The organism is Streptomyces sp. CA-250714 (assembly GCF_050936705.1).
Lineage (GTDB): Bacteria > Actinomycetota > Actinomycetes > Streptomycetales > Streptomycetaceae > Streptomyces.
This window is the reverse complement of the sequence record NZ_JBNJMI010000002.1, coordinates 2,777,102-2,798,234: the sequence shown is the minus strand read 5'-3', so window position 1 is coordinate 2,798,234 and position 21,133 is coordinate 2,777,102. Positions and strand designations below refer to the sequence as shown.

Genomic DNA, 21,133 nt, shown 5'->3' with positions numbered 1-21,133 from the left:
TGAGCATGGCGCCGGGAACCCGGGTACGGGCACGGAGACCGGGACGGTACGCGGCCGACGGCGCCGCCCTCCTCATTGCCGCCCTCGTCGCCTTTCCGCTCTACTGGATGGTGCTCTCTGCCTTCAAACCGGCCGGGGAGATCCGCTCGGACCGGCCCGTTCCGTGGACGCTCGCACCCTCACTCGACGCTTTCCGGCGGGTGTTCGGCCAGCAGGATTTCGGGCGCTACTTTCTCAACAGTCTGCTGGTGGCGGGTGCCGTGGTGGTCGCCTCGGCGCTGCTCGCGTTCCTCGCCGCGACAGCCGTCACGCGCTTCAGGTTCCGGCTGCGGACCACGCTGCTGATGCTCTTCCTGATCGCGCAGATGGTGCCCGTCGAGGCTCTGACCATTCCGCTGTTCTTCCTGATGCGGGACATCGGTGCCCTCAACACCCTCTTCTCCCTCGTCCTTCCGCAGCTGGCCTTCTCGCTGCCGTTCGCCGTCTGGATGCTGCGCGGCTTTGTGAAGGCGGTCCCCGAAGCCCTGGAGGAGCAGGCGTTCATCGACGGGGCGAGCCGGACGCGTTTTCTGTGGCAGATCCTGTTTCCCCTCGTCTTCCCCGGGCTCGTCGCCACGAGTGTGTTCTCCTTCATCTCCACCTGGAACGACTTCCTGTTCGCCAAGTCGTTCATCATCAGCGCGACGGAGAACTCCACACTGCCGATGGCGCTGCTCGTCTTCTTCGACACCGAAACCCCCGACTGGGGCGGCGTGATGGCCGCCTCCACGGTGATGACGGTGCCCGTGCTCGTCTTTTTCGTCTGCGTACACCGCCGCCTGGTCTCCGGACTCGGCGGAGCCGTGAAGTAACGGAGCCGTGTAGCAACACGGAGCCGTGAAGTACAAGGAGGACCGGTCATGTCAACCATCGGCTGGGCGGGGCTCGTGCCGCGTGCCCGTGAGGAACGGGAGGGTGACGGACCGCCCTTCGTATGGGGGAGCGGTACCGCGCTCGTCGCCGGAGCCGGAGCGCGGGGGGTCGCCCGATGGCTGCGCGGCCGGTCCGTGCTGCCGTTCCACGACGGGGAGGGAGAACCGCACAACACCCTGGAGCTCCGGCTGGACGGTGAACTCGGCGCCGAGTCCTACCGGCTGGACGTCACCGCTGAACGCGCCCTGGTCGTGGGCGGGGACGCCGCGGGGGTGTTCTGGGGCGTACAGACGCTGCGTCAGGCGCTGCCGCCTGCGGCGTTCCGGCGCGCGGGGCCCGCGCGCGAGTGGCGGATCGCGCCCGGCCGGGTCCAGGACGCCCCGCGGTTCGCCTGGCGCGGTCTGCTGCTCGATGTGGCGCGGCACTTCATGCCCAAGGACGGAGTGCTGCGCATCCTGGACCTGCTCGCCGCGCACAAACTGAACGTCCTCCAGCTGCATCTGACCGACGACCAGGGCTGGCGGATGGAGATCCACCGCTTCCCCCGGCTCACCGAGGTCGGCGCGTGGCGGCGCCGCACCCGGGTCGGCCACCGCGCCTCCCCGCTGTGGGACGAACGCCCGCACGGCGGCTACTACACCCAGGACGATCTCCGCGAAATCGTGGCGTACGCCGCCGAACGGCACATCACCGTCGTACCGGAGATCGAACTCCCCGGCCACTCGCAGGCCGCCATCGCCGCCTACCCGGAACTGGGCACCACGGACGCTGTCGACATGGCCGCGCTGGAGGTGTGGACCGACTGGGGCGTCAGCCCGCATCTGCTCGCCCCCACGGACGAGGTCCTGCGCTTCTACGAGCAGGTGCTGGAGGAGGTGCTGGACGTCTTCCCGTCCCCCTTCGTCCATATCGGCGGCGACGAGACGCCGAAGGACCAGTGGCGGGCCTCCGCTGTCGCACAGGCGCGGATGGCCCGCGAAGGGCTGCGGGACGAGGACGCCCTCCAGGCGTGGATGGTGCGGCACTTCGACCGCTGGCTCGCCGGGCGCGGGCGGCGGATGGCCGGCTGGGACGAGATCCTGCAGGGCGGCACCCTCGACGGCGGCCTCACCCCAGGAGCCGTCGTCTCCTCCTGGCGGGGGTACGAGGGGGGAGTCGCCGCCGCCGAGGCGGGCCACGATGTGGTGATGTGTCCCGAGCACGAGCTGTACCTCGACCGGCGGCAGGCACCCGGGGAGGACGAGCCGGTGCCGCTGGGGTACGTCGCCTCGCTGCGGGACGTGTACGAGATGCGGCCGGTGCCCGCGCGGCTCATCGAGGCCGGTTGCGAAGGGCGGGTGCTGGGCGTGCAGGCGAACATGTGGACCGAGTGCACGGAGAGTTCGCAGCGCGTCGACTACCAGCTGTTTCCGCGACTCGCGGCCGTCGCGGAGGTCGCCTGGACCGGTCCCGGCGGGGACTGGGACGACTTCGCGGAGCGCCTGGAGAGGGCGCATCTGCCCCGCCTCGAAGCCCTCGGCGTCGAGTACCGCCCCCCGTCGGGGCCGCGCCCCTGGCAGCGGCGGCCCGGGATTCCGGGGCGCCCACTGGAGTGAGGGAGAAGCCTCGGCTCCCGGTGTCCCGCTCGCCGACGCCCGGCCAAATGGTGCGAAACGGCCCATCCCTGGCCCTCGTGTCGGGCGCGGGCCGAGATATGCCAGAGTTGCCTCGTCCGGGCTGTGAGCACGTACCGTACGGCAGTGCAGCCGGGAGCCCGGTATGTCGGGGAAGGGGCAGCAGGTTGAGCACGCACGTACGGCATGCACCAGACGGCGAACGAGCCGCGCAGGCTGTGCCCCCTGCTGTCATGCTGCCGACCACCCTGGACGAGGCCGTCTCGGCGCTCTCCGCCGTACCGGCCGCCGTGCCGGTCGCCGGCGGCACCGATCTGATGGCCGACGTCAACTCGGGCCAGCTCCGCCCCGCCGCGCTCGTCGGCCTCGGCCGGATCAGCGAGATCCGCGGCTGGTCGTACCAGGACGGGTACGCCGTGCTCGGCGCCGGGCTGACCCACGCGCGGATGGGCCGCCCCGACTTCGCCGCGCTCATCCCGGCGCTCGCCGCCGCGGCCCGCGCCGCGGGCCCCCCGCAGATCCGGAACGCCGGGACGCTCGGCGGCAACATCGTCAGCGCCTCACCCACCGGGGACGCGCTGCCCGTGCTGGCCGCGCTGGAGGCCACGCTCTCCATCGCGGGCCCGGAGGGGTCGCACCGCGAGCTGCCGGTCAGCCATCTGCTCGCGGGGATGGACATGCTGCAGCCCAGCGAGGTCGTGGGCTATGTGAAGGTGCCGCTGCTGCACGCGCCGCAGACGTTCCTCAAAGCCACCAGCCGCACCGGGCCGAGCCGCGCGCTGGCATCCGTCGCCGTCGTACTCGACCCGATGCGGCGCGGGGTGCGCTGCGCGGTGGGCGCCGTCGCGCCGATGCCGCTGCGCCCGCTGGAGGCCGAGCAGTGGATCGCCTCGCTCATCGACTGGGACGGGGCACGGTCACTGGCGCCCGAGGCGCTGTCCGCTTTCGGGGAGTACGTCGCGATGGCGTGCATCCCGGACCCGGCTCCCGAGGAGGGCCCCGACGGCACTCCCGGTGCCGTACCCCAGCTTCCGCCCGCGGCGCTGCACTTGCGGCGTACCGTGGCGACACTGGCCCGCCGAGGACTCGGGAGGGCTCTCGCATGAGCGGCACACCACAGGCACCACACGGCAACGGGAACGGAAACCGGAACGGGGGCGCGGGCCCGCACGCGGGTGCGGACCCGCACGGACACGTGAACGCGCACACGGACACAGACGAGTACGGGAACGGTGCGGGCGGCGCCGAACGGTACGGCAACGATCCCTATGCCCCACATGGGCAGCATGTGCCGCGGAGTTGGGGCGGCGGCGAGTACGACGCGGACGCCACCGCATTCGTCCAGCTGCCCAGCGGCGGTTTCGACTTCGCCGAGGACGTGCCGCTGGCCGCACCCGGTACGGGCCAGGGGGGATACACCCCGCCGCCCATCGACCCCTCGTCCCCGTCCGGTTCGTCCCCGTCCGGCACGCACGGCGACGCCTCCTCGGGCGCGCTGCCGCCCGCGGTGGACGCCGGTCCCGCGGCCGGTGGAGCCTCCGGGCACTGGGTGATGCCGTTCGCACCGCAGCACGGCGAGCAGGGTGTTGCCGGGGCCGCGCAGCAGGGCGGACAGCCCGGACCGTACGGACAGCCAGGACACGCCGGTCACTCCTGGGGGTACGAGCAGCCCGGGGACGGGAACGGCGGCGGAGCGCCGGAGCACGGCCAGGGCGTGCAGGACACGCTGGGCGGCCAGGGCGTGCAGAACGTGCAGGACACGCTGGGCGGTCAGGGCGGTCACGGTGCCGCCGGCGGGCCGGACGGTTCCGCCCCGGCCGCCGGATCCGCCGGGCTCGGCCAGGGTGCCGCCGCCGCGCTGGCGGGCTCGCACGAGGCCCGTACCGGCCGCCGCCCGCTCGGCACCGGCGTGGCCCGCGCGGCGCACACCGACGAGAAGCCCGCGCAGTCCGCGCCGGGTTCACTCGCTTCGTCCGCCCCCGCTGCGCCGGAGCCCGGCGTGCAGGAGAGGGAGCCCGCGCGCGCCTGGGCGCCCTCCTCGCCGGCCTCGGCACCGCACTGGGACGGTACGGCTCCCGGCAGCGCCCCTGACACGGCAGGCCCCGGACCAGGACCGTTGCCCGCGCAAGAACCGGGCGGTGCCGACCGGCCGTTCGAAGGCGTCCCGGCACCCGCCTACGGCTTCCCCGGCGCGCCCACCGCCGACCGGCCCGGCCCCGGCCAGGACGAGCCACAGCAGTCCGCAGCACCGGCCGAGGCCGGGATCGTCGCCAGCGAGCCGCCCGCCCCGCCCGCCGGGCCCGAGAGCACCGCGGACTCCGAGGTGACCTCCCTGGCCGACGCCACCCCGGCACCGCAGCCGACGGAACCCGCACCCGCCGCCGCGCAGCCGGACCAGGGGCCGGACGCCGGTGCCCCCGCCGACACCGAGACCGGCGAGACGGAACCGGCCGAGCAGCCGGGGCAGGCCGCCGACGACGCCGGACCCGGTACCGACGCCGGTACGGAGTCCGGGACCGACGCGGCCACCGAGCCCGCCCCCGAGACCGACGCCGAAGGGAACACCGACGCAGTCCCGCTGCCCGAAGCCGTCGACACGGAGGACGAACACCCGCACGTCTCGTACGTCCTGCGGGTCAACGGCGTCGACCGCCCGGTCGCCAGCGCGTGGATCGGGGAGTCGCTGCTGTACGTGCTCCGCGAGCGGCTGGGGCTGGCCGGAGCCAAGGACGGCTGCTCGCAGGGGGAGTGCGGGGCCTGCTCGGTGCAGGTGGACGGGCGGCTGGTGGCCGCGTGCCTGGTGCCCGCCGCCACTGCCGCCGGGAGCGAAGTACGCACCGTCGAGGGGCTGTCCGCCGACGGCACCCCCTCCGATGTGCAGTGCGCGCTCGCCGAGAGCGGGTCGGTGCAGTGCGGGTTCTGCGTACCGGGGCTCGCGATGACCGTGCACGACCTGCTGGAGGGCAACCACGCGCCCACCGAGTTGGAGACCCGCAAGGCGATCAGCGGCAACCTGTGCCGGTGCTCCGGCTACCGCGGGGTGCTGGACGCGGTCCGTACGGTCGTCGAACAGCGCACCGCCCACGCCGAGCGCGAGGCCGCCGAGGCGGAAGCACAGGCGGAGGCGCGCGCCGCCACCGACCAGCAACCGTCAGGCCACGTCGACTACGGCCAGGGGGGCTTCGACCCGCAGACCGGTTACGGCCACGGCGGGTACGAGCAGCAGCCGGGCGCCTACGAGCAGCAGCCCGGGGCGTACGAACAGCAGCCCGGCGCCTACGAGCAGGGCGGCGGTTACCCGCCCGGCGGGTACGAGGAGGCCGCGCCCTACGGCGGTGTCCCCTACGAACAAGCTGGCTACGCACCCGACGGCTACGGCGGTCCGCAGGGCGGCGGTTACGACTACGACCCGGCGGCACAGCCCCACCCCCCCGAAGCCCCCGGGGCCTACAGCACCAACGGCACGTACGACCACGGCACATACGACGACGGCACCTATGGCGCGCACATCCCGCACCAGACCCGGCACTCCGAGAACGGCGGCGAGTCCTGATGCGCGCGGCTCCCGCAGCAGCGCGCCCCGCGCACGCAAGCACAGAAAGGCGGCGGCATGACGGAATCGGCTGACGGTCACACCGGCGCCGGACCCGGCATGGGAGGGCCGGGCCCTGCTGTGGCGGCCCCGCTGCCAGGCGCGCGCAGCGAGCCGGAGCCGCACGGCCTGGGCGCCTCCGTCCTGCCCACCGACTCCTACGCCAAGGCGCAGGGCACCTTCCCGTACGCCGCGGACCTGTGGGCCGAGGGGCTGCTGTGGGCCGCGGTGCACCGCTCGCCGCACCCGCACGCGCGGATCCTCTCCATCGACACCGAGGAAGCCGCGAAGATGCCCGGCGTCCGGGCGGTCATCACACACGAGGACGTACCCGGGGACTCCGCGCACGGGCGCAAGATCGCCGACCAGCCCGCGTTCGCCCGCGACGTGGTGCGCTACTACGGCGAGCCGATCGCCGCCGTCGCAGCCGACCACCCGGACACCGCCCGGCTGGCCGCGGCAGCCATCGCCGTCGAGTACGAGGTGCTGGAGCCGGTCACCGACCCGGAGAAGTCGTTCGAGGCCGAACCGCTGCACCCGGACGGCAATCTGCTGCGCCACATCCCGCTGCGCTACGGCGACCCGGATGTGACCGGCGACGTCGTGGTCGAAGGGCTCTACCGCGTCGGACGGCAGGACCCGGCACCCATCGGCGCCGAGGCGGCGCTGGCCGTGCCGCGTCCGGACGGCGGTGTGGAGATCTACACCGCCTCCACCGACCCGCACACCGACCGAGATCTGGCCGCCGCCTGCTTCGGACTGCCCACCGAACAGGTCAAGATCGTCGTCACCGGGGTGCCCGGCGCCATGGGCGACCGCGAGGACGCGGCGCTCCAGGTCCCCCTGGGCCTGTTGGCCATGCGCACCGGCTGCCCCGTCAAGATCGCGCTGAACCGTGAGGAGTCCTTCCTCGGACACGCACACCGCCATCCCACCCTGCTGCGCTACCGCCACCACGCGGACGGCGAGGGCCGGCTGATCAAGGTCGAGGCGCAGATCCTGCTGGACGGCGGCGCGTACGCGGACACCTCGTCCGACGCGCTGGCCGCCGCGGTCTCGTTCGCCTGCGGCCCGTACGTCGTGCCGCACGCGGTGATCGACGGCTGGGTCGTACGGACCAACAACCCGCCGTCCGGACATGTCCGCGGCGAGGGCGCCATGCAGGTGTGCGCCGCGTACGAGGGCCAGATGGACAAGCTCGCCGAGCGGCTCGGCCTCGACCCGGTCGAGGTGCGCAGGCGCAATGTGATGGCGACCGGCGATCTGCTGCCCACCGGCCAGACCGTCACCTGCCCGGCGCCGGTGGCCGAACTGCTGGACGCCGTCCACGAGGCGCCGCTGCCCCCGCTGCCCAAGGACGCGCCCGAGGAGGACTGGCTGCTGCCCGGCGGGCCCGAGGGAGCGGGCGACCCCGCGGCGGTGCGCCGGGGCGTCGGCTACGCGCTCGGCATGGTGCACATGCTCGGCGCCGAGGGCACCGACGAGGTGTCCACCGCGACGGTCAAGGTCAACGGCCCCGTCGCCACGGTGATGTGCGCGGCCGTCGAGTCCGGGCAGGGCTTCGACACGCTGGCCCGGCAGATCGTCCAGGAGACCCTCGGCATCGACGAGGTGCACGTCGCCTCCGTCGACACCGACCAGCCGCCGTCCGGTGCCAGCGGGCGCGGGCGGCACACCTGGGTGTCGGGCGGCGCGGTGGAGCGCGCCGCGAAGATGGTGCGCACGCAGCTCCTCCAGCCGCTCGCGGCCAAGTTCGGGATGTCCACCGAGCTGCTGACCATCGCCGACGGCAAGATCACCTCCTATGACGGGGTGCTCTCCACGACTGTCGCCGAGGCGCTGGAGGGCAAGGAACTGTGGGCGACCGCGCAGTGCCGCCCCCATCCCACCGAGCCGCTCGACGAGTGGGGGCAGGGCGACGCCTTCGTCGGCCTCGCGTTCGCCGCCGTACGCGCCGTTGTGGACGTCGACATCGAGTTGGGGTCGGTGCGGGTGGTCGAGGTCGCCCTGGCGCAGGACGTCGGCGCTGTGCTCAACCCGCGCCAGTTGCGGGCCCGCCTGGAGGCGGGCGTCACCCAGGGCATCGGCACCGCCCTCACGGAGCATCTGCGTGTCGCCAAGGGCATTGTGCGGCATCCCGATTTCACGGCTTACGCCTTGCCGACGGCGTTGGACGCGCCCGATATCCGTATCGTCAAGCTGGTCGAGGAACGGGACGTTGTGGCGCCGTTTGGGGCCAAGGCCGCCTCTTCGGCGCCCGTCGTTGTGACGCCTTCCGCTGTCGCCGGCGCTGTGCGGGCCGCCACTGGGAGGGCCGTCAACCGCATGCCGATCCGCCCCCAGGCGGCGGTCACCACCACGTGAGGGTCGTCGCCAATGGTTGAGGGCCTCATCTTGGGCCCGGGGTGGGTGGGGGTGGTGGTGGGTTGAGGGCCCCACCCCGGGGCCCCCTCCCTGTGTTGGGGGCTCTGCCCCCAAACCCCCGGTCCTCGCCGGACGGGCGTTGGGGCGGCTCCGCCCCCCAACTGCCCCCCGCTACGGGGGCTCCGCCCCCCTAGGAGCCCCCCCGGCCCCATGCCTCCCTCTGGACAATTCGACCTCCGCCCCTGCTCCAGGACTATTCGCTGCGGGTGGCGCCCATATCTGGGGTTGGAGCATGGGTGCCCTCATCCACCCCAGATATGGGCGCCACGGGCAGACAAAGGGCAGCTCTTTCGCACGGGCTGCTCTTACGTCAATGGCTAGGCGTGTTGCGGAAGGGGGGTCCTAGGGGGGCGAAGCCCACCTAGCGGGGGGCCGTTGGGGGGCGGAGCCCCCCGACACGACCTGTCGGCGGCAGCCGAAAACGAAAGGAGGCGTGCCCCCACAAGCAGGGGGCCCTCACATGGCGCAGCCCTCATGTGGTGGCGAGGACACCCCCATACGCGGCACCGGCGATGACAACCCAGGAGCAAAGCCCAAGGGCGGCAACCCTCACTCCGGTGCGGGTCAACGAAGGCAAATGCACCGCACAACCGAGCCCGAACAACGCGGCGGCCAAAAGAACCTCCTGCACCCGAGCGGCACCATCAAGCACCCCACCCGACAGCCAACCAGTCGTCCGCAGGGCAACCATGACAAGAAAGCCCACAACAAAGAGCGGCACCAGGGGCGGCCGTTTCTCAACGGCGGCGGCCCCCTTCCGCCGCCGCACCGTCACCACCATCGCCGCGACGAGCGGCGCCAGCATCAGCACGCGGAGAAGTTTGACCAGCACGGCCTGGCCGAGCGCCTCGGGCCCGGCGGTCTGGGCGGTGGCGACGACCTGCCCCACGTCGTGGACCCCCGCGCCGACCCACCGTCCGAACTGCCCGGCGTCGAGGCCCAACGGGGCCTGGAGAAGGGGCAGTACGGCGATGGCCAACGTCCCGCACAGCGTCACGAGCGCGACCGAGGTCGCGACGTCCTCCTCCTCGCTGCCCCGCACGTCGCTCATGGCTCCGATCGCGGAGGCCCCGCAGATCGAGTAGCCGGTCGCCACGAGTACCGGCTGATCGCCGGGCAGCCCGAGCCTGCGGCCGAGCCACACGGTGCCGAAGAAGGTGGCGCCGACGACGCAGCCGACCATGGCCACCGTCGCCCACCCCAGCCCCAGCACATCGCTCAGCGCGAGCTTCAGGCCGAGCAGCACGATGCCGAGCCGCATCAGCCGCTTCCCCGCCAGCGTCAGCCCGGGACGCGCGGCCCCGCGTACGAGTCCACGCAGCCCGGGGAGGTGCGCGGCAGCGATGCCGAGCACCACCGCCGCCGTCAGCATCGGTACGGCAGGCAGCAGCAGATGCACCGATGACGCCGCAGCCACCCCAATCGCGGCGAGCGCCAGCCCGGGCAACCGACTCGCCCTCCGCACGGACGACTTCCCCACCGAAGGCTCCCGTACGGACGGCTCCCGTACGGAAGCCGTCCGTACAGGCGGCTCCGGAGCAGAGTGCTCCCGCGCAAAAGACCCCCGCGCAAAGCGCTTCCGCGAAGAGGTGGCGGCGGACGCCCCCCGCGGGGTCCGCGTGCGGTCCCCCAGCAGGGCCATCAGGCGTCGGCCGGGAGGTCGTACACGCGGCGGACGCTGCTGCCGAGGCGGGAGATGTCCGCTCCGTAGATGTGCAGGGAGACGGCCACGTCGTCGCAGCCGTTCCACACGCGGTGGATGTCGCCGGGGGGCGCGAAGCCGCATACCGCGCCCAGCGGGTTGACCACGTCCTCGGTGGCGACGAGCCGCGCGGTGCCGCTGCCGGCCTCGGCGGGCAGCAGCCGGTAGCGGCGCTCGTGTTCCTCGCCCTGGTGGACGCCGGTGACGCACCAGGAGACGTGGTCGTGCACGGAGGTGCCCTGGCCGGGCAGCCACACCAGGGCGACGAGGGAGAAGCTGCCGTCGCTCTCGGCGTGCAGCACGTGCTGGCGGTAGCGCTCGGGGTCGGGCTCGCACTGTGCGCCGGTCAGCAGATCGTCGGCGCCCAGGTGCGGTGCCAGCTTCTCGCCGACCAGGTAGGCGGTGACGTCCGGCGGCAGCCCCCTGCTGACGGCCTCGCGCACGTCCTCGATGAGGGCGCGCATACGCCCCGTCGTCCTCGCGGCGGAAGGAGTGGTCGTCGTCGCTGTCATACGGGCAGCGTCGCGGCGGTCACCTATCACGTCCAACGACGGTTCGTTGGGGGCGCTCTCAGTTCTGCTTATGGGTGGGGGCCGGTCTCAGCAGCCCACTCGGCGCTCCGCGGCTCCGCGCAGCGCCTCCAGGACGCGGGCCGTCGCCGGTATCTCCAGGTGCTCGCGCAGTACGTACGCCGAGACCTGGCGGCGGGAGGCGGGGTCGAGGGCGCGGCCGGTCACCTTCTTGTGGACGAGGAAGGAGAGGACGAGGCCCGGCACCATGGCGACGCCCAGGCCCTCCGCGACCAGGCTCTGCACCACCAGGTTGTCGTCGGTGGTGAAGGCGATCTCGGGGGCGAAGCCCAACTCGGCGCACTCGTGCAGGAAGTTGGCCCGGCAGCGCAGACAGCCCGCGATCCACCGTTCGTCCGCCAGTTCCCGCAGCTGCACGGCGCGCCGCCGCGCCATCGGATGCCCCGTCGGCAGCAGCACGGTGAGCTGGTCCTCCAGCAGCGGGATCTCCACCAGCTCCTCGGGCACCTGTTCGCGCAGGCCGGGATAGGTGAAGGCGAGGGTGATGTCGCACTCGCCGCGCACCACCCGGCGCAGCGACTCGGGCGGCTCGTCCTCCTGGAGCCCGACCCGGATGCCGGGGTGCGCGGCGGCCAGTTCGGCGAGGGCCTCGGGCACCAGGGTGGCGCCCGCGCTGGGGAAGGCGCAGACGGTGACCTTTCCGGCGCGCAGCCTGGTGAGGGACTCCATCTGCTGCCGGGCCGTGCTGATGCTCTCCAGGATCACCTCGGAGTGCCGGGCCAGCGCCTCCCCGGCCTCGGTGAGCCGCATCCGGCGGCCGACGCGGATGAACAGCGGGGTGCCGACGGAGCGCTCCAGCGCCTTCATCTGCTGGGTGATCGCTGGTTGGGTGTAGCCCAGTGCGCGGGCCGCGGCGGAGTAGGAGCCCGCGCGCACCACTTCGTGGAAGGTCTGGATGTGCCGCGAGTCGAACATGGCAGAACCATAAGCAGAATTTGGGGTCACATGGCAGTCGGCGGGGTGCTGCTTCTGGATCACTCTGCTTTCACTGCTGCCTCAGCAGTCGCTGCCGTGTCGGGTTCCGCAGCTGCGGCCGGTTCGTCGGCTCCCGGCTCCGGGCGCAGCCGTCCCGCCACCCATACGCCCGCGAGCGCGACGACGGCCGAGGCGGCGTACACGGCCGTGAACGCTGCGGGCTGTGCGCCGTCCGCCCCGGCGCCCGCACCAGTGGCGCCGCCCGCCTCCCCCACGACGGTGACGGAGCCACCGCCGAGCGCGGCGAAGAGGGCACCGGTCAGGGCGAGCAGCAGCACATTGGACAGCCCGTCGCTCAACTGGAGCGCGGCGGAGTTGCGTCCGGCCTCCTCGGGCGCCGAGAGCCCCAGCAGCAGCACGCTCAGCGAGGAGATGATCAGCCCCATGCCGAAGCAGCCGATCCCCATGGCGAGGGCGAGCGTCCACACCGGCACCGACTCCACCAGCACCAGCGGTGTGTAGCCGATGGCGAGGGCGACCAGCGCCATGCCGACCCGGATGAGCCGTTCCCGGTGCGGCTCCAGGCGGGCCCGCGACTGGGTGAAGGAGCCCAGCGCCCATGTCGCGCCCCCGGCGGCGAGGGTGAGCCCCGCCAGGGTGACCGACAGCCCGCGCTGGGTCACCAGCATCAGCGGGACGAAGCTCTCGGCGACGACGTAGGAGCCCGCCGCCATGCCGCGCAGCAGCACCACGGCGGGCAGCCCGCGCGCTGCCCGTATGGTCCCGCGAGGAAGCAGCACCCGCAGCGCGAACACCAGCAGGGTGACCCCAGCGGCGGCGGGCAGCAGCGCGAGCCAGCGCAGGTCCTGGCTGGCGTACTGGAGCAGTCCGGCACCCAGCGCGACGGCGACCGCGAGCCGGATCCGCCGCCCGCCCCGGTCCGCCTTCCCCTTCTCGCCGGCGGAGTCGGCCGGCTCGGCGGACTCGGCAGCACCCTCCGGCGGCCCGGAGGCCCGGCGCTTGAGCGGTGGCAGCATCACCAGCAGCGGCAGCACCACGAGTACCGGTATCCCGAGGAAGACCCAGCGCCAGCCGAGGTGTTCGGTGACGGTGCCGGATATCAGCGGGCCGACGATGGAGGGGACCACCCAGGACGCGGCGAACGCGGCCATCACCGTGGGCCGCAGCCGTTCCGGGAAGGCGCGGCTGACCGTCACATACAGCGCGACGATCACCAGCCCGCCGCCGACGCCCTGCACGGCGCGGCCCAGTACGAAGACCCACATGGCCATGGCGGTGCCGGACAGCACAAGGCCACCGGCGAACAGCGCGATGCCGGTGGCCAGCGGGGGCAGTGGGCCTCTCCGGTCGCACCACTGGCCCGAGGTGACCATGCCGACGACGGACGTGGTGAAGAACGCGGAGAAGGCGTACGCGTAGAGGGAGATGCCGTTCAGTTCGTCGGCGGCCAGCGGCATCGCCGTACCGACCGCGGTCGCCTCGAAGGCTATGAGGAGGACCACGGAGACGATGCCGAACGTCAGCGGCCGGTACGCGCTGCTGAGTACGGACTCCTCGCCGGGTGCCGACGGTCCTTCGGGCTGGGGGATCCCGGTCGCTGCCATGACAACCACGGTAAGTGCCACCCGTCTGGGCGACACCTACCGTGGTTGCTGGGACGGCTCGGCCGTTGGTCCTAGGTCATGAGGTGCTCACGTCCTTCCGGGCGTCAGCCCTTGACCAGCTTCATGTACTTGTCCCAGTTCCAGTGCTTACCGGGGTCGGTGTGGTCGTTCCCGGGGACCTCGACGTGGCCGACTATGTGCTTGCGGTCGAGCGGCACGTTGTGCAGCTTGGCCAGGTGGCGGGTCAGCTTCGCCGAGGAGCGGTACATCGAGTCGGTGAACCAGGAGGCGTCGTCGACGTACCCCTCGTGCTCGATGCCCAGCGTGGAGGGGTTCGCGTTTCCGACGTGGTACGCGGTGTCCACGTTCTTCACCATCTGGGTGACCTCCCCGTCCTTGGAACGCACCACGTAGTGGGCGCTGACCTTGGCCGACGGGTTCTGGAACCAGTTGATGGTGCCCGCGTACGAGCCCTGCGTCACATGGACGACGATCTTGTCGACCTTCGCGCTGCGCCCCTCTCGGTAGTTGGCGCTGTTGGCCGGCACCCACTTCGCGCCGGGGTAGCCCGGGGCCTTCGCGCCCACCCCGGACGCGTCCACCTTGCTCTTGTCGGGGTGGACGCTGCGGCCGGTGACCTTGATGCGCTCGCCGTCCGGCGAGGTGCCGCGGACACCCTCCTTCAGGAACTCGTAGACGCTGTCGGCGTACATCCGCGCCGTGACACCCTTGGCGCCGCTGTAGTCGGCGACGGCCGGGTACCACTTGTCCACGTCGTCGCGCTCGGCCGCGCTCAGTCCGAGCTTGTCGGCGTAGGCGCGCAGCACGGCGGCACCGCCGTGGATGTTGGCGTCGGTGTCCTTGCGCAGCTCCGATTCGGACTTGCCGGTGATCTTGGCCGCCTGTTCGAGCGTGTGCCGGGACGGGTTGCTGACCAGGTGCATCACGCCGAAGCCGTGCGCCTGGCTGGGCTTGCCATTGTGGCCGTCGAAGTGGGTCTCCCCATAGCCGACGGCGGCCAGCACATCGCGGGGTACGTCGTACTTCTCGGCGGCGGAGTCGAACGACTCGTTCATCGAGGGCTTCTCGCTCGGCCCCGCCGTCGCCGACTGGACACCGGCGAACAGTGCGCCGGAGGCGAGCGCCGTGCCCAGGGTGACGGCGACAGTTACCTTGGTGCGCTTGCTTGATCTGCGGGCATGTGTCTGTGAAGGCATGACTGCTCCTGTGGTGGGGGGATGGAGCTCAGGCGCCTGGGGCGTCACAGTACAGACGTGGTTTGGCCATGACAACGCCCGTCCCTCACCTCACAGTTGACCTCACCTATAACTTGACGCACCGTCAGAAGTAGGTCTGCACCGCAGAGTTGGTGCGCCCCCCGAAGGGGCGCGAGGAACCACCACGAACGCGCACGCGGGCAATCCGCGAAGCTCCAACGGCGAAAAGCCGACGCCGCTGTGGTAGAGCTCCACCACAGCGGCGCCGGCCAAAAAGAGCTCCGACGAAACGCACTCAGCGCAAGAAGGCACTCCCCAGCTGAGACCCCTTCTCCGGCGCACCCAGCGTCTTGGGCCCGTACGAGACAACGCCCTCAGCCGTCAAACCGCCGGAGGCACCCCGCAGCACCCAGACCGCACCCGCGTCGACAGCCGTACTGGCGCCGTCCTCACCGGGGGCGCCGACGGCCAGATCGTCCCGGCCGTCCTTGTCCGTGTCGCCCATGGTCAGGGCCGAACCGAAGCCGTCCTTGGCCTCGACGGCGCCGGGCACGCCCGCGCTGCCCTGGTCCCAGTTCTTCGCACCGGTGCCGGTCAGCCCGTTCTTGCCGCCGAGGAGCTGGACGACGGCGCCGGCGTCCTTGCCCGCGGCGCCGCTGCCGATGTCCTCGCCCGGCGCGCCGACGGCGATGTCCGCGTAGCCGTCACCGTTGACGTCACCGGCCGAGAGGGCCTTGCCGAACTCGTCACCCTCCTCGTTGGTGCCGGGCACGGCCGCGCTGTTCTGGGTGAGGGTGGCGGTGCGGCTGGTGCTGGGGCCGTCCTTGGTGCCGTAGAGCACCTTGACGGTGCCGTGGTCGTACGGCAGGTTCTCCACGACGCCGCCCGGGACGGTACGGATCACCAGGTCGCCGTAGCCGTCCTTGTCGACGTCGGCGATGACGCCGCTCTCCGCGTCGGTCACGTGCTGCGGCTTGTCGGTGAGCCCGTCCTTGGTGCCCTTGAAGAACTCGCTGCTCTCGGACATCTCCTCGAACGCGTGCGTGGTGAAGACATCGTCGACGCCGTCACCCGTGATGTCGCCCGCCGCCAGCGACGTCGGCCCGAACTCGTGCCCGGTCGCGTACTCGGCGACCTTGGCGGCCTTGCCGTCCCGGGTGAAGCCGCCGTACAGCACCTTCAGGCCCTTGTCGTCGAAGTCGCCGCTGCCCAGGGCGAGGTCGGGCTTCTTGTCGCCGTTGAAGTCCCCCGCGACGAGGTCGCCGTCATGGCCGCCCTCGGTCAGCTGGGTGGCGCTGGTGAGGCCCTTGCCCTTCTCGCCCCACAGCACGACGACGCCCTTGTTGCCGCTGACGGCCAGATCGGCGACGCCGTCACCGTCGAAGTCGCGGGCGGCCGTGCTGCCACCGAAGTTGCCGTAGGCCTCCGGATCGCCGGGGACCCCGGCGGAGTTGGCGCTGAAGAGCTGCCGGTGCGTGGTGCTCGCGCCCTTGGCGGAGCCGTAGGCCACGGTCAGGTAGCCCGCGTACTCCTTGCCCGCGACGGTGGCCTTGGGCGCGCCCGCGACGGTGTCGGCGTACCCGTCCCCGTTGAAGTCGGCCTTCGGCGCGGCGGCACTGCCCGATATCGCGGCGGCGCCGGGGGTCCTGCCCGGCTCCGCGTGCGCCTGACCGGCGACGACGGCGGATCCTGCCAGCAGTACGGCCGTCATCCCGATGACGCGGGCGGCCGTGGCGGTCGCAGTGGTGATGGGGGTGGCTTCTGCGTGGTGACGCACTCATCCTCCTGTGTGTGGCGCCCCGGTCCTCAGCGGCCTTGCGGTGAGCGGACGTTGGGCCTGCGGGGACGGACTGGGACCGGTGCGTTGGCCTTACGACCGTGAGACCCACGAGGTGGGAGAAGGGTTGTCCTCGCGGCGGGAACAAGGTGAACCCGCGGTGTCTCTTGTCAGTACGCGGCCGGCCTGCCGGCGGTTCAGCGCCGCCCCGGCAGCCGGTGCCCCGCACTCCGTTTCTCCTCACCCGCAGTCGCTCGGGTTCTCCTCACCCGGAGTTCAGTCGAAATAATCCGTAGGAAATGTTCCGAGTGCCGATGATTTCGCATGCTCGCCGTGGCAAACTCCCCGGGCACTTTCGTTTCGCGAAAGCCGTCTCTTTCCGGGGCGGCCACCGGATATGACAGGAATTCTCGTGCGGGGAAAAACTTCACTCGTCGTCGGCGCTGTCGCGGCGCTGGCCCTCACCCTTACCGGCTGTGGCGGCGAGGAAGACGGCAAGAATCCAGCAGCGGCCGACAAGCCGAAGCAGAAGAGCAGCGCGAGCCCCCACAAGGACTCCGCGTCGCCCAGCGCCAAGCCTTCCGCCGGCAAATCCGCGAGCCCCTCGGCGAAGCCCTCGGCCAAGCCGAAGCCCACCGCGGCCAAGCCGACCTCCAAGGCGCCCGCTCCCCGCCCCAGCAACGGCTCGGGGTCCACCGGCGGGTCGTCGGGCGGCGGTGCCGCGGCGCCCGCCAGCGTGCAGGGAAGCTGGTACTACCCGTTCCTCATCCGGGGCAAGGCCATCACCATGACCGTCAACGGAACCTCCTTCACCGTCACCGCGGCGGCCAGCGGCGGCAAGAGCTGCTCCGGGACGATCAACAGCAGTATGCAGATCAGCAGCAGTTGCGGGGGCAAGCCCGAGAACGGGCGGGCCGTACTCGGCGAAGGCGGTCAGAAGCTGACGCTCCAATGGAACAGCGGCCAGCCCGACCGCTTCGTACGCACCCGACCCCAGTGATCCGGGGGGATGTTGGTCACAGCGCCCAGGGTCCGTCCCCGGGCTGATCCGGACGCGCGGGGCCACCGGTAGGGTTGCCGAGGCTGTGCCCGGCCGGCCGCCGACCGCGGTCGGCCGTCGCCGTACCTGACCCCGTCGCACCGGAGACCGTGACTACCACTCCCACCACCCCCAGCAGCAACCACCATCTGTCGCCGGCCTTCCCGGGCCGCGCCCCCTGGGGCACGGCCAGCAAGCTGCGGGCCTGGCAGCAGGCGGCGATGGACGCGTACCTGGAGCGGCAGCCGCGCGACTTCCTCGCAGTCGCGACGCCGGGCGCGGGCAAGACGACGTTCGCCCTCACCCTGGCGTCGTGGCTGCTGCACCATCACGTCGTGCAGCAGGTCACCGTCGTCGCGCCGACCGAGCATCTGAAGAAGCAGTGGGCCGAGGCGGCGGCCCGGGTCGGGATCAAGCTGGACCCGGACTACAGCGCGGGCCCGCTGAGCAAGGAGTACCAGGGGGTCGCCGTCACCTACGCGGGCGTGGGCGTACGGCCGATGCTGCACCGCAACCGCGTGGAGCAGCGCAAGACCCTCGTCATCCTGGACGAGATCCACCACGCGGGCGACAGCCGCTCCTGGGGCGAGGCCTGCCAGGAGGCGTTCGAGCCCGCCACCCGGCGCCTCGCGCTGACCGGTACGCCCTTCCGCTCGGACACCAACCCGATCCCGTTCGTGGAGTACGCCGAGGACGGCGAGGGCATCAGGCGGTCCGTCGCCGACTACACCTACGGATACGGTGACGCGCTCGCCAACGGCGTGGTGCGGCCCGTCATCTTCCTCTCCTACGGCGGCAACATGCGCTGGCGCACCAAGGCCGGGGACGAGATCGAGGCCCGGCTCGGCGAGCCGATGACCAAGGACGCCATCTCCCAGGCCTGGCGTACGGCGCTGGATCCGCGCGGCGAGTGGATGCCCGCCGTACTGCGCGCCGCCGACCACCGGCTGACGGAGGTCCGCAAATCGGTGCACGACGCGGGCGGCCTGGTCATCGCCTCCGACCAGGACTCGGCCCGCGCCTACGCCAAGCTGCTCCGCGAGATCACCGGCACCGGACCGACCGTCGTGCTCTCCGACGACACCGGCGCCTCGCAGCGCATCGAGGACTTCCGCAACAACGACGAGCGCTGGATGGTCGCCGTGCGGATGGTCTCCGAGGGCGTGGACGTGCCCCGGCTGGCCGTCGGGGTGTATGCGACCACCGTCTCCACGCCGCTGTTCTTCGCGCAGGCCGTCGGCCGCTTCGTGCGCTCAAGGCGGCGCGGTGAGACGGCCTCCGTCTTCCTGCCGACGATCCCCACGCTGCTGACCTTCGCCAACGAGATGGAGGTCGAGCGCGACCACGTCCTCGACAAGCCGAAGAAGGGCAACGAGGACGACCCGTACGCCGAGGAGGCGGACCTGCTCAAGGAGGCCGAGCAGGAGAAGGACGAGGACACCGGCGAGCAGGACCAGCTGCCCTTCGAGGCGCTGGAGTCGGACGCGGTCTTCGACCGGGTGATGTACGACGGCGCCGAGTTCGGAATGCAGGCGCACCCGGGCAGCGAGGAGGAGCAGGACTACCTCGGCATTCCCGGACTGCTGGAGCCCGACCAGGTGCAACTGCTGCTCCAGAAGCGGCAGGCCCGGCAGATCGCGCACAGCAGGAAGAAGCCGGACAGCGAAGCCGACCTGCTGGAGATCCCGGCGGAAAAGCGTCCCGTGGTCACCCACAAGGAACTGCTGGAGAAGCGCAAGCAGCTGAACAGCCTGGTGGGTGCCTACGTGCACCAGAGCGGCAAGCCGCACGGAGTGGTGCACAACGAACTCCGCCGGGTCTGCGGGGGGCCGCCCAGTGCGGAGGCGACCGTGAGCCAGATCGAGGCCCGCATCGCGAAAGTAAGGGAGTGGGCCACCCGCATGAAGTAGCCGCATTCGGCAATTTGCACGGGTTTGGTGGCAGTTGTCAAAACTCCTCCCTCGCCGTTTTCGGCTGAGCGCCGTGGGCGGCGGAAAAGGTTTTGACCGGATTCTGGACAGGCTCTTCCGGTCAGCGGTGCTGCTCGCTAGGTTTCCCGGACACACGGCCCGTGGCGATCCGAATACTCCGTCCACCCGCGGCTGCCGTCACTCACCCGAGGGAGGGGGCGCCGTGACCGCGGAGACTTCTCAGACACTCGACCGAGGGCTGCGAGTCCTCAAATTGCTGGCCGACACCGATCACGGCCTCACCGTCACAGAGTTGTCCAACAAGCTCGGCGTCAACCGGACCGTGGTCTACCGGTTGCTGGCCACCCTGGAGCAGCACGCCCTCGTCCGCCGTGACCTGGGCGGCCGGGCCCGGGTCGGGCTCGGGGTGCTGCGCCTGGGGCGGCAGGTCCACCCCCTGGTACGGGAGGCCGCGCTGCCCGCGCTGCGCTCGCTGGCCGAGGATGTGGGCGCCACCGCGCATCTCACCCTGGTCGACGGCACCGAGGCGCTGGCCGTCGCGGTGGTCGAGCCGAGCTGGACCGACTACCACGTCGCCTACCGCACAGGGTTCCGGCATCCCCTCGACCGGGGGGCGGCGGGCCGGGCGATACTCGCCGGCCGCGGGCCCGACAGCGAGCGCGGCGCCGGCTTCGTGCTCACCCACGGTGAACTGGAGGCGGGCGCCAGCGGTGCCGCGGCACCGGTGCTGGGCGTGAGCGGGATCGAGGGCAGCGTGGGCGTGGTGATGCTCGCCGAGACGGTGCCGGAACAGGTGGGCCACCGCGTGGTCCGCGCCGCCAACGAGGTCGCCGACGCGCTGCGGTGACGTCACCGGCGCACTGTGCTGCTGTGTTGAAACTGCGCCGCACGGCCGTACGGAGGGATCGGGAGCCGGGGTCTTCGTACGGCCGCGCGAGGCGGTCGATAGATTGCGGGGGTGTCCGCATCCAGCACCAGCCCCGCAGAGGCCGAAGCGCCGCGCCGTACCCGCCGCCGTACGCTCGCGCTCTGCGCGCTGCCCGTCGTCCTGCTGCTCGCCGTGGCGCTGTTCGCCCCGCTGCCGTTCTCGCTCGCCCAGCCCGGCGAGACCGCGAACGTGCTCGGCCGCAGCGACGGCAAGCCCGTGATCGCCATCGAGGGCGCCAGGACACAGGGCAGTGACAAGGGTCGGCTGCTGTCCGTCACCATCGCCGCGACCCGGCCCGAAGCCACGGTGCGGCTGCCCGACGTGGTGCGTTCCTGGTTCCGCGAGGACCGGGCCGTGATGCCCCACGAGGCCGTCTACCCGGGCGGCGGGGACACCGAGGACGCCGAGAAGCGCATCACCAAGGAGATGAAGGACTCCCAGCACAAGGCCGTCACCGCGGCCCTGCGTCAGCTGCACCGCTCGCCGAACGACGTGCGCGTACGGCTGCGGCTGGGGGACGTCGGCGGCCCGAGCGCCGGGCTGTTCTTCGCCCTCGGCATCATCGACAAGCTGGACGGCGACGGTACGGGGCGGGGCCTGACCGGCGGCCGCACGGTCGCCGGGACCGGCACCATCGACGCGGACGGCAAGGTCGGGGCCGTCGGCGGTGTCCCGCTCAAGACGCAGGCGGCCCGCCGGGACGGGGCCACATATTTTCTTCTTCCCCGGAGTCAGTGCGGGGTGGCGAGTGCCGAGTCGCCCTCCGGGCTGCGGCTGGTGCCGGTCGGTTCGTTGCAGGGCGCGCTGGACGCGCTGAAGGAGATCCGTACGGAGGGCAAGGTTCCCAGCTGCTGAGCGGCTGATGGCC

General features: G+C 71.9%; 14 protein-coding genes and 1 pseudogene. 9 read left to right on the top strand and 6 right to left on the bottom strand.

Annotated features, from left to right (window positions below):
• Window positions 1-5 precede the first annotated feature (5 nt).
• The 5 genes from ACQEU8_RS31405 to ACQEU8_RS31385 all read left to right on the top strand — a co-directional run bounded on the left by ACQEU8_RS31405 (window position 6) and on the right by ACQEU8_RS31385 (window position 8,481).
• The gene (locus tag ACQEU8_RS31405; RefSeq protein ID WP_433107087.1) at window positions 6-851 is read left to right on the top strand and encodes a carbohydrate ABC transporter permease; all 846 of its coding nucleotides are present in this window, start codon (window positions 6-8) and stop codon (window positions 849-851) included.
• A 48-nt stretch (window positions 852-899) separates the two neighbouring features.
• A complete protein-coding gene (locus ACQEU8_RS31400) occupies window positions 900-2,507 on the top strand; it encodes a beta-N-acetylhexosaminidase (RefSeq protein WP_433107085.1) in 1,608 nt (535 codons plus the stop codon).
• A gap of 251 nt (window positions 2,508-2,758) precedes the next feature.
• Window positions 2,759-3,631 (top strand): FAD binding domain-containing protein, encoded by an 873-nt coding sequence (locus ACQEU8_RS31395; protein ID WP_433107083.1) that lies wholly within the window; start codon window positions 2,759-2,761, stop codon window positions 3,629-3,631.
• Window positions 3,628-6,078, top strand: coding sequence for a 2Fe-2S iron-sulfur cluster-binding protein (locus tag ACQEU8_RS31390; RefSeq protein WP_433107081.1), 2,451 nt, complete (start codon window positions 3,628-3,630; stop codon window positions 6,076-6,078). Before ACQEU8_RS31395 ends, ACQEU8_RS31390 begins: the two co-directional genes overlap by 4 nt.
• A 57-nt stretch (window positions 6,079-6,135) precedes the next feature.
• Window positions 6,136-8,481 carry a xanthine dehydrogenase family protein molybdopterin-binding subunit gene (locus tag ACQEU8_RS31385; protein ID WP_433107079.1) on the top strand — a complete coding sequence of 782 codons (2,346 nt, stop codon included), beginning with the start codon at window positions 6,136-6,138 and terminating at the stop codon, window positions 8,479-8,481.
• A gap of 532 nt (window positions 8,482-9,013) precedes the next feature.
• Here the strand turns inward: ACQEU8_RS31385 and ACQEU8_RS31380 are convergent.
• The 6 genes and pseudogenes from ACQEU8_RS31380 to ACQEU8_RS31355 all read right to left on the bottom strand — a co-directional run bounded on the left by ACQEU8_RS31380 (window position 9,014) and on the right by ACQEU8_RS31355 (window position 16,367).
• Entirely contained in the window at window positions 9,014-10,183 is a 1,170-nt protein-coding gene (locus ACQEU8_RS31380; RefSeq protein ID WP_433107077.1) for a YeiH family protein, read from the bottom strand.
• Window positions 10,183-10,755 (bottom strand): cysteine dioxygenase, encoded by a 573-nt coding sequence (locus tag ACQEU8_RS31375; protein ID WP_433107075.1) that lies wholly within the window; start codon window positions 10,753-10,755, stop codon window positions 10,183-10,185. The genes ACQEU8_RS31380 and ACQEU8_RS31375 overlap by 1 nt, the downstream gene beginning before the upstream one ends.
• A gap of 87 nt (window positions 10,756-10,842) precedes the next feature.
• Window positions 10,843-11,748 carry a LysR family transcriptional regulator gene (locus tag ACQEU8_RS31370; protein WP_433107073.1) on the bottom strand — a complete coding sequence of 302 codons (906 nt, stop codon included), beginning with the start codon at window positions 11,746-11,748 and terminating at the stop codon, window positions 10,843-10,845.
• Window positions 11,749-11,807: 59 nt separating this feature from the next.
• Window positions 11,808-13,373 carry an MFS transporter gene (locus ACQEU8_RS31365; RefSeq protein WP_433107071.1) on the bottom strand — a complete coding sequence of 522 codons (1,566 nt, stop codon included), beginning with the start codon at window positions 13,371-13,373 and terminating at the stop codon, window positions 11,808-11,810.
• 107 nt (window positions 13,374-13,480) lie between these two features.
• Window positions 13,481-14,590, bottom strand: a pseudogene (locus ACQEU8_RS31360) (N-acetylmuramoyl-L-alanine amidase); the annotation flags it as partial.
• Between the two features lie 295 nt (window positions 14,591-14,885).
• The gene (locus ACQEU8_RS31355; RefSeq protein WP_433107069.1) at window positions 14,886-16,367 is read right to left on the bottom strand and encodes an FG-GAP and VCBS repeat-containing protein; all 1,482 of its coding nucleotides are present in this window, start codon (window positions 16,365-16,367) and stop codon (window positions 14,886-14,888) included.
• Between the two features lie 412 nt (window positions 16,368-16,779).
• On the opposite strand from ACQEU8_RS31355, the gene ACQEU8_RS31350 reads away from it, so the two are divergent.
• The 4 genes from ACQEU8_RS31350 to ACQEU8_RS31335 all read left to right on the top strand — a co-directional run bounded on the left by ACQEU8_RS31350 (window position 16,780) and on the right by ACQEU8_RS31335 (window position 21,120).
• Entirely contained in the window at window positions 16,780-17,367 is a 588-nt protein-coding gene (locus tag ACQEU8_RS31350) for a hypothetical protein (RefSeq protein WP_433107067.1), read from the top strand.
• Window positions 17,368-17,516: 149 nt separating this feature from the next.
• Complete coding sequence (locus ACQEU8_RS31345) at window positions 17,517-19,316, top strand: DEAD/DEAH box helicase (protein WP_433107065.1); 1,800 nt, start codon at window positions 17,517-17,519, stop codon at window positions 19,314-19,316.
• A gap of 223 nt (window positions 19,317-19,539) precedes the next feature.
• On the top strand, window positions 19,540-20,184 hold the full coding sequence (locus ACQEU8_RS31340; protein WP_433107063.1) for an IclR family transcriptional regulator: 645 nt from the start codon (window positions 19,540-19,542) through the stop codon (window positions 20,182-20,184).
• 111 nt (window positions 20,185-20,295) lie between these two features.
• Complete coding sequence (locus ACQEU8_RS31335) at window positions 20,296-21,120, top strand: S16 family serine protease (RefSeq protein WP_433107061.1); 825 nt, start codon at window positions 20,296-20,298, stop codon at window positions 21,118-21,120.
• Window positions 21,121-21,133 lie beyond the last annotated feature (13 nt).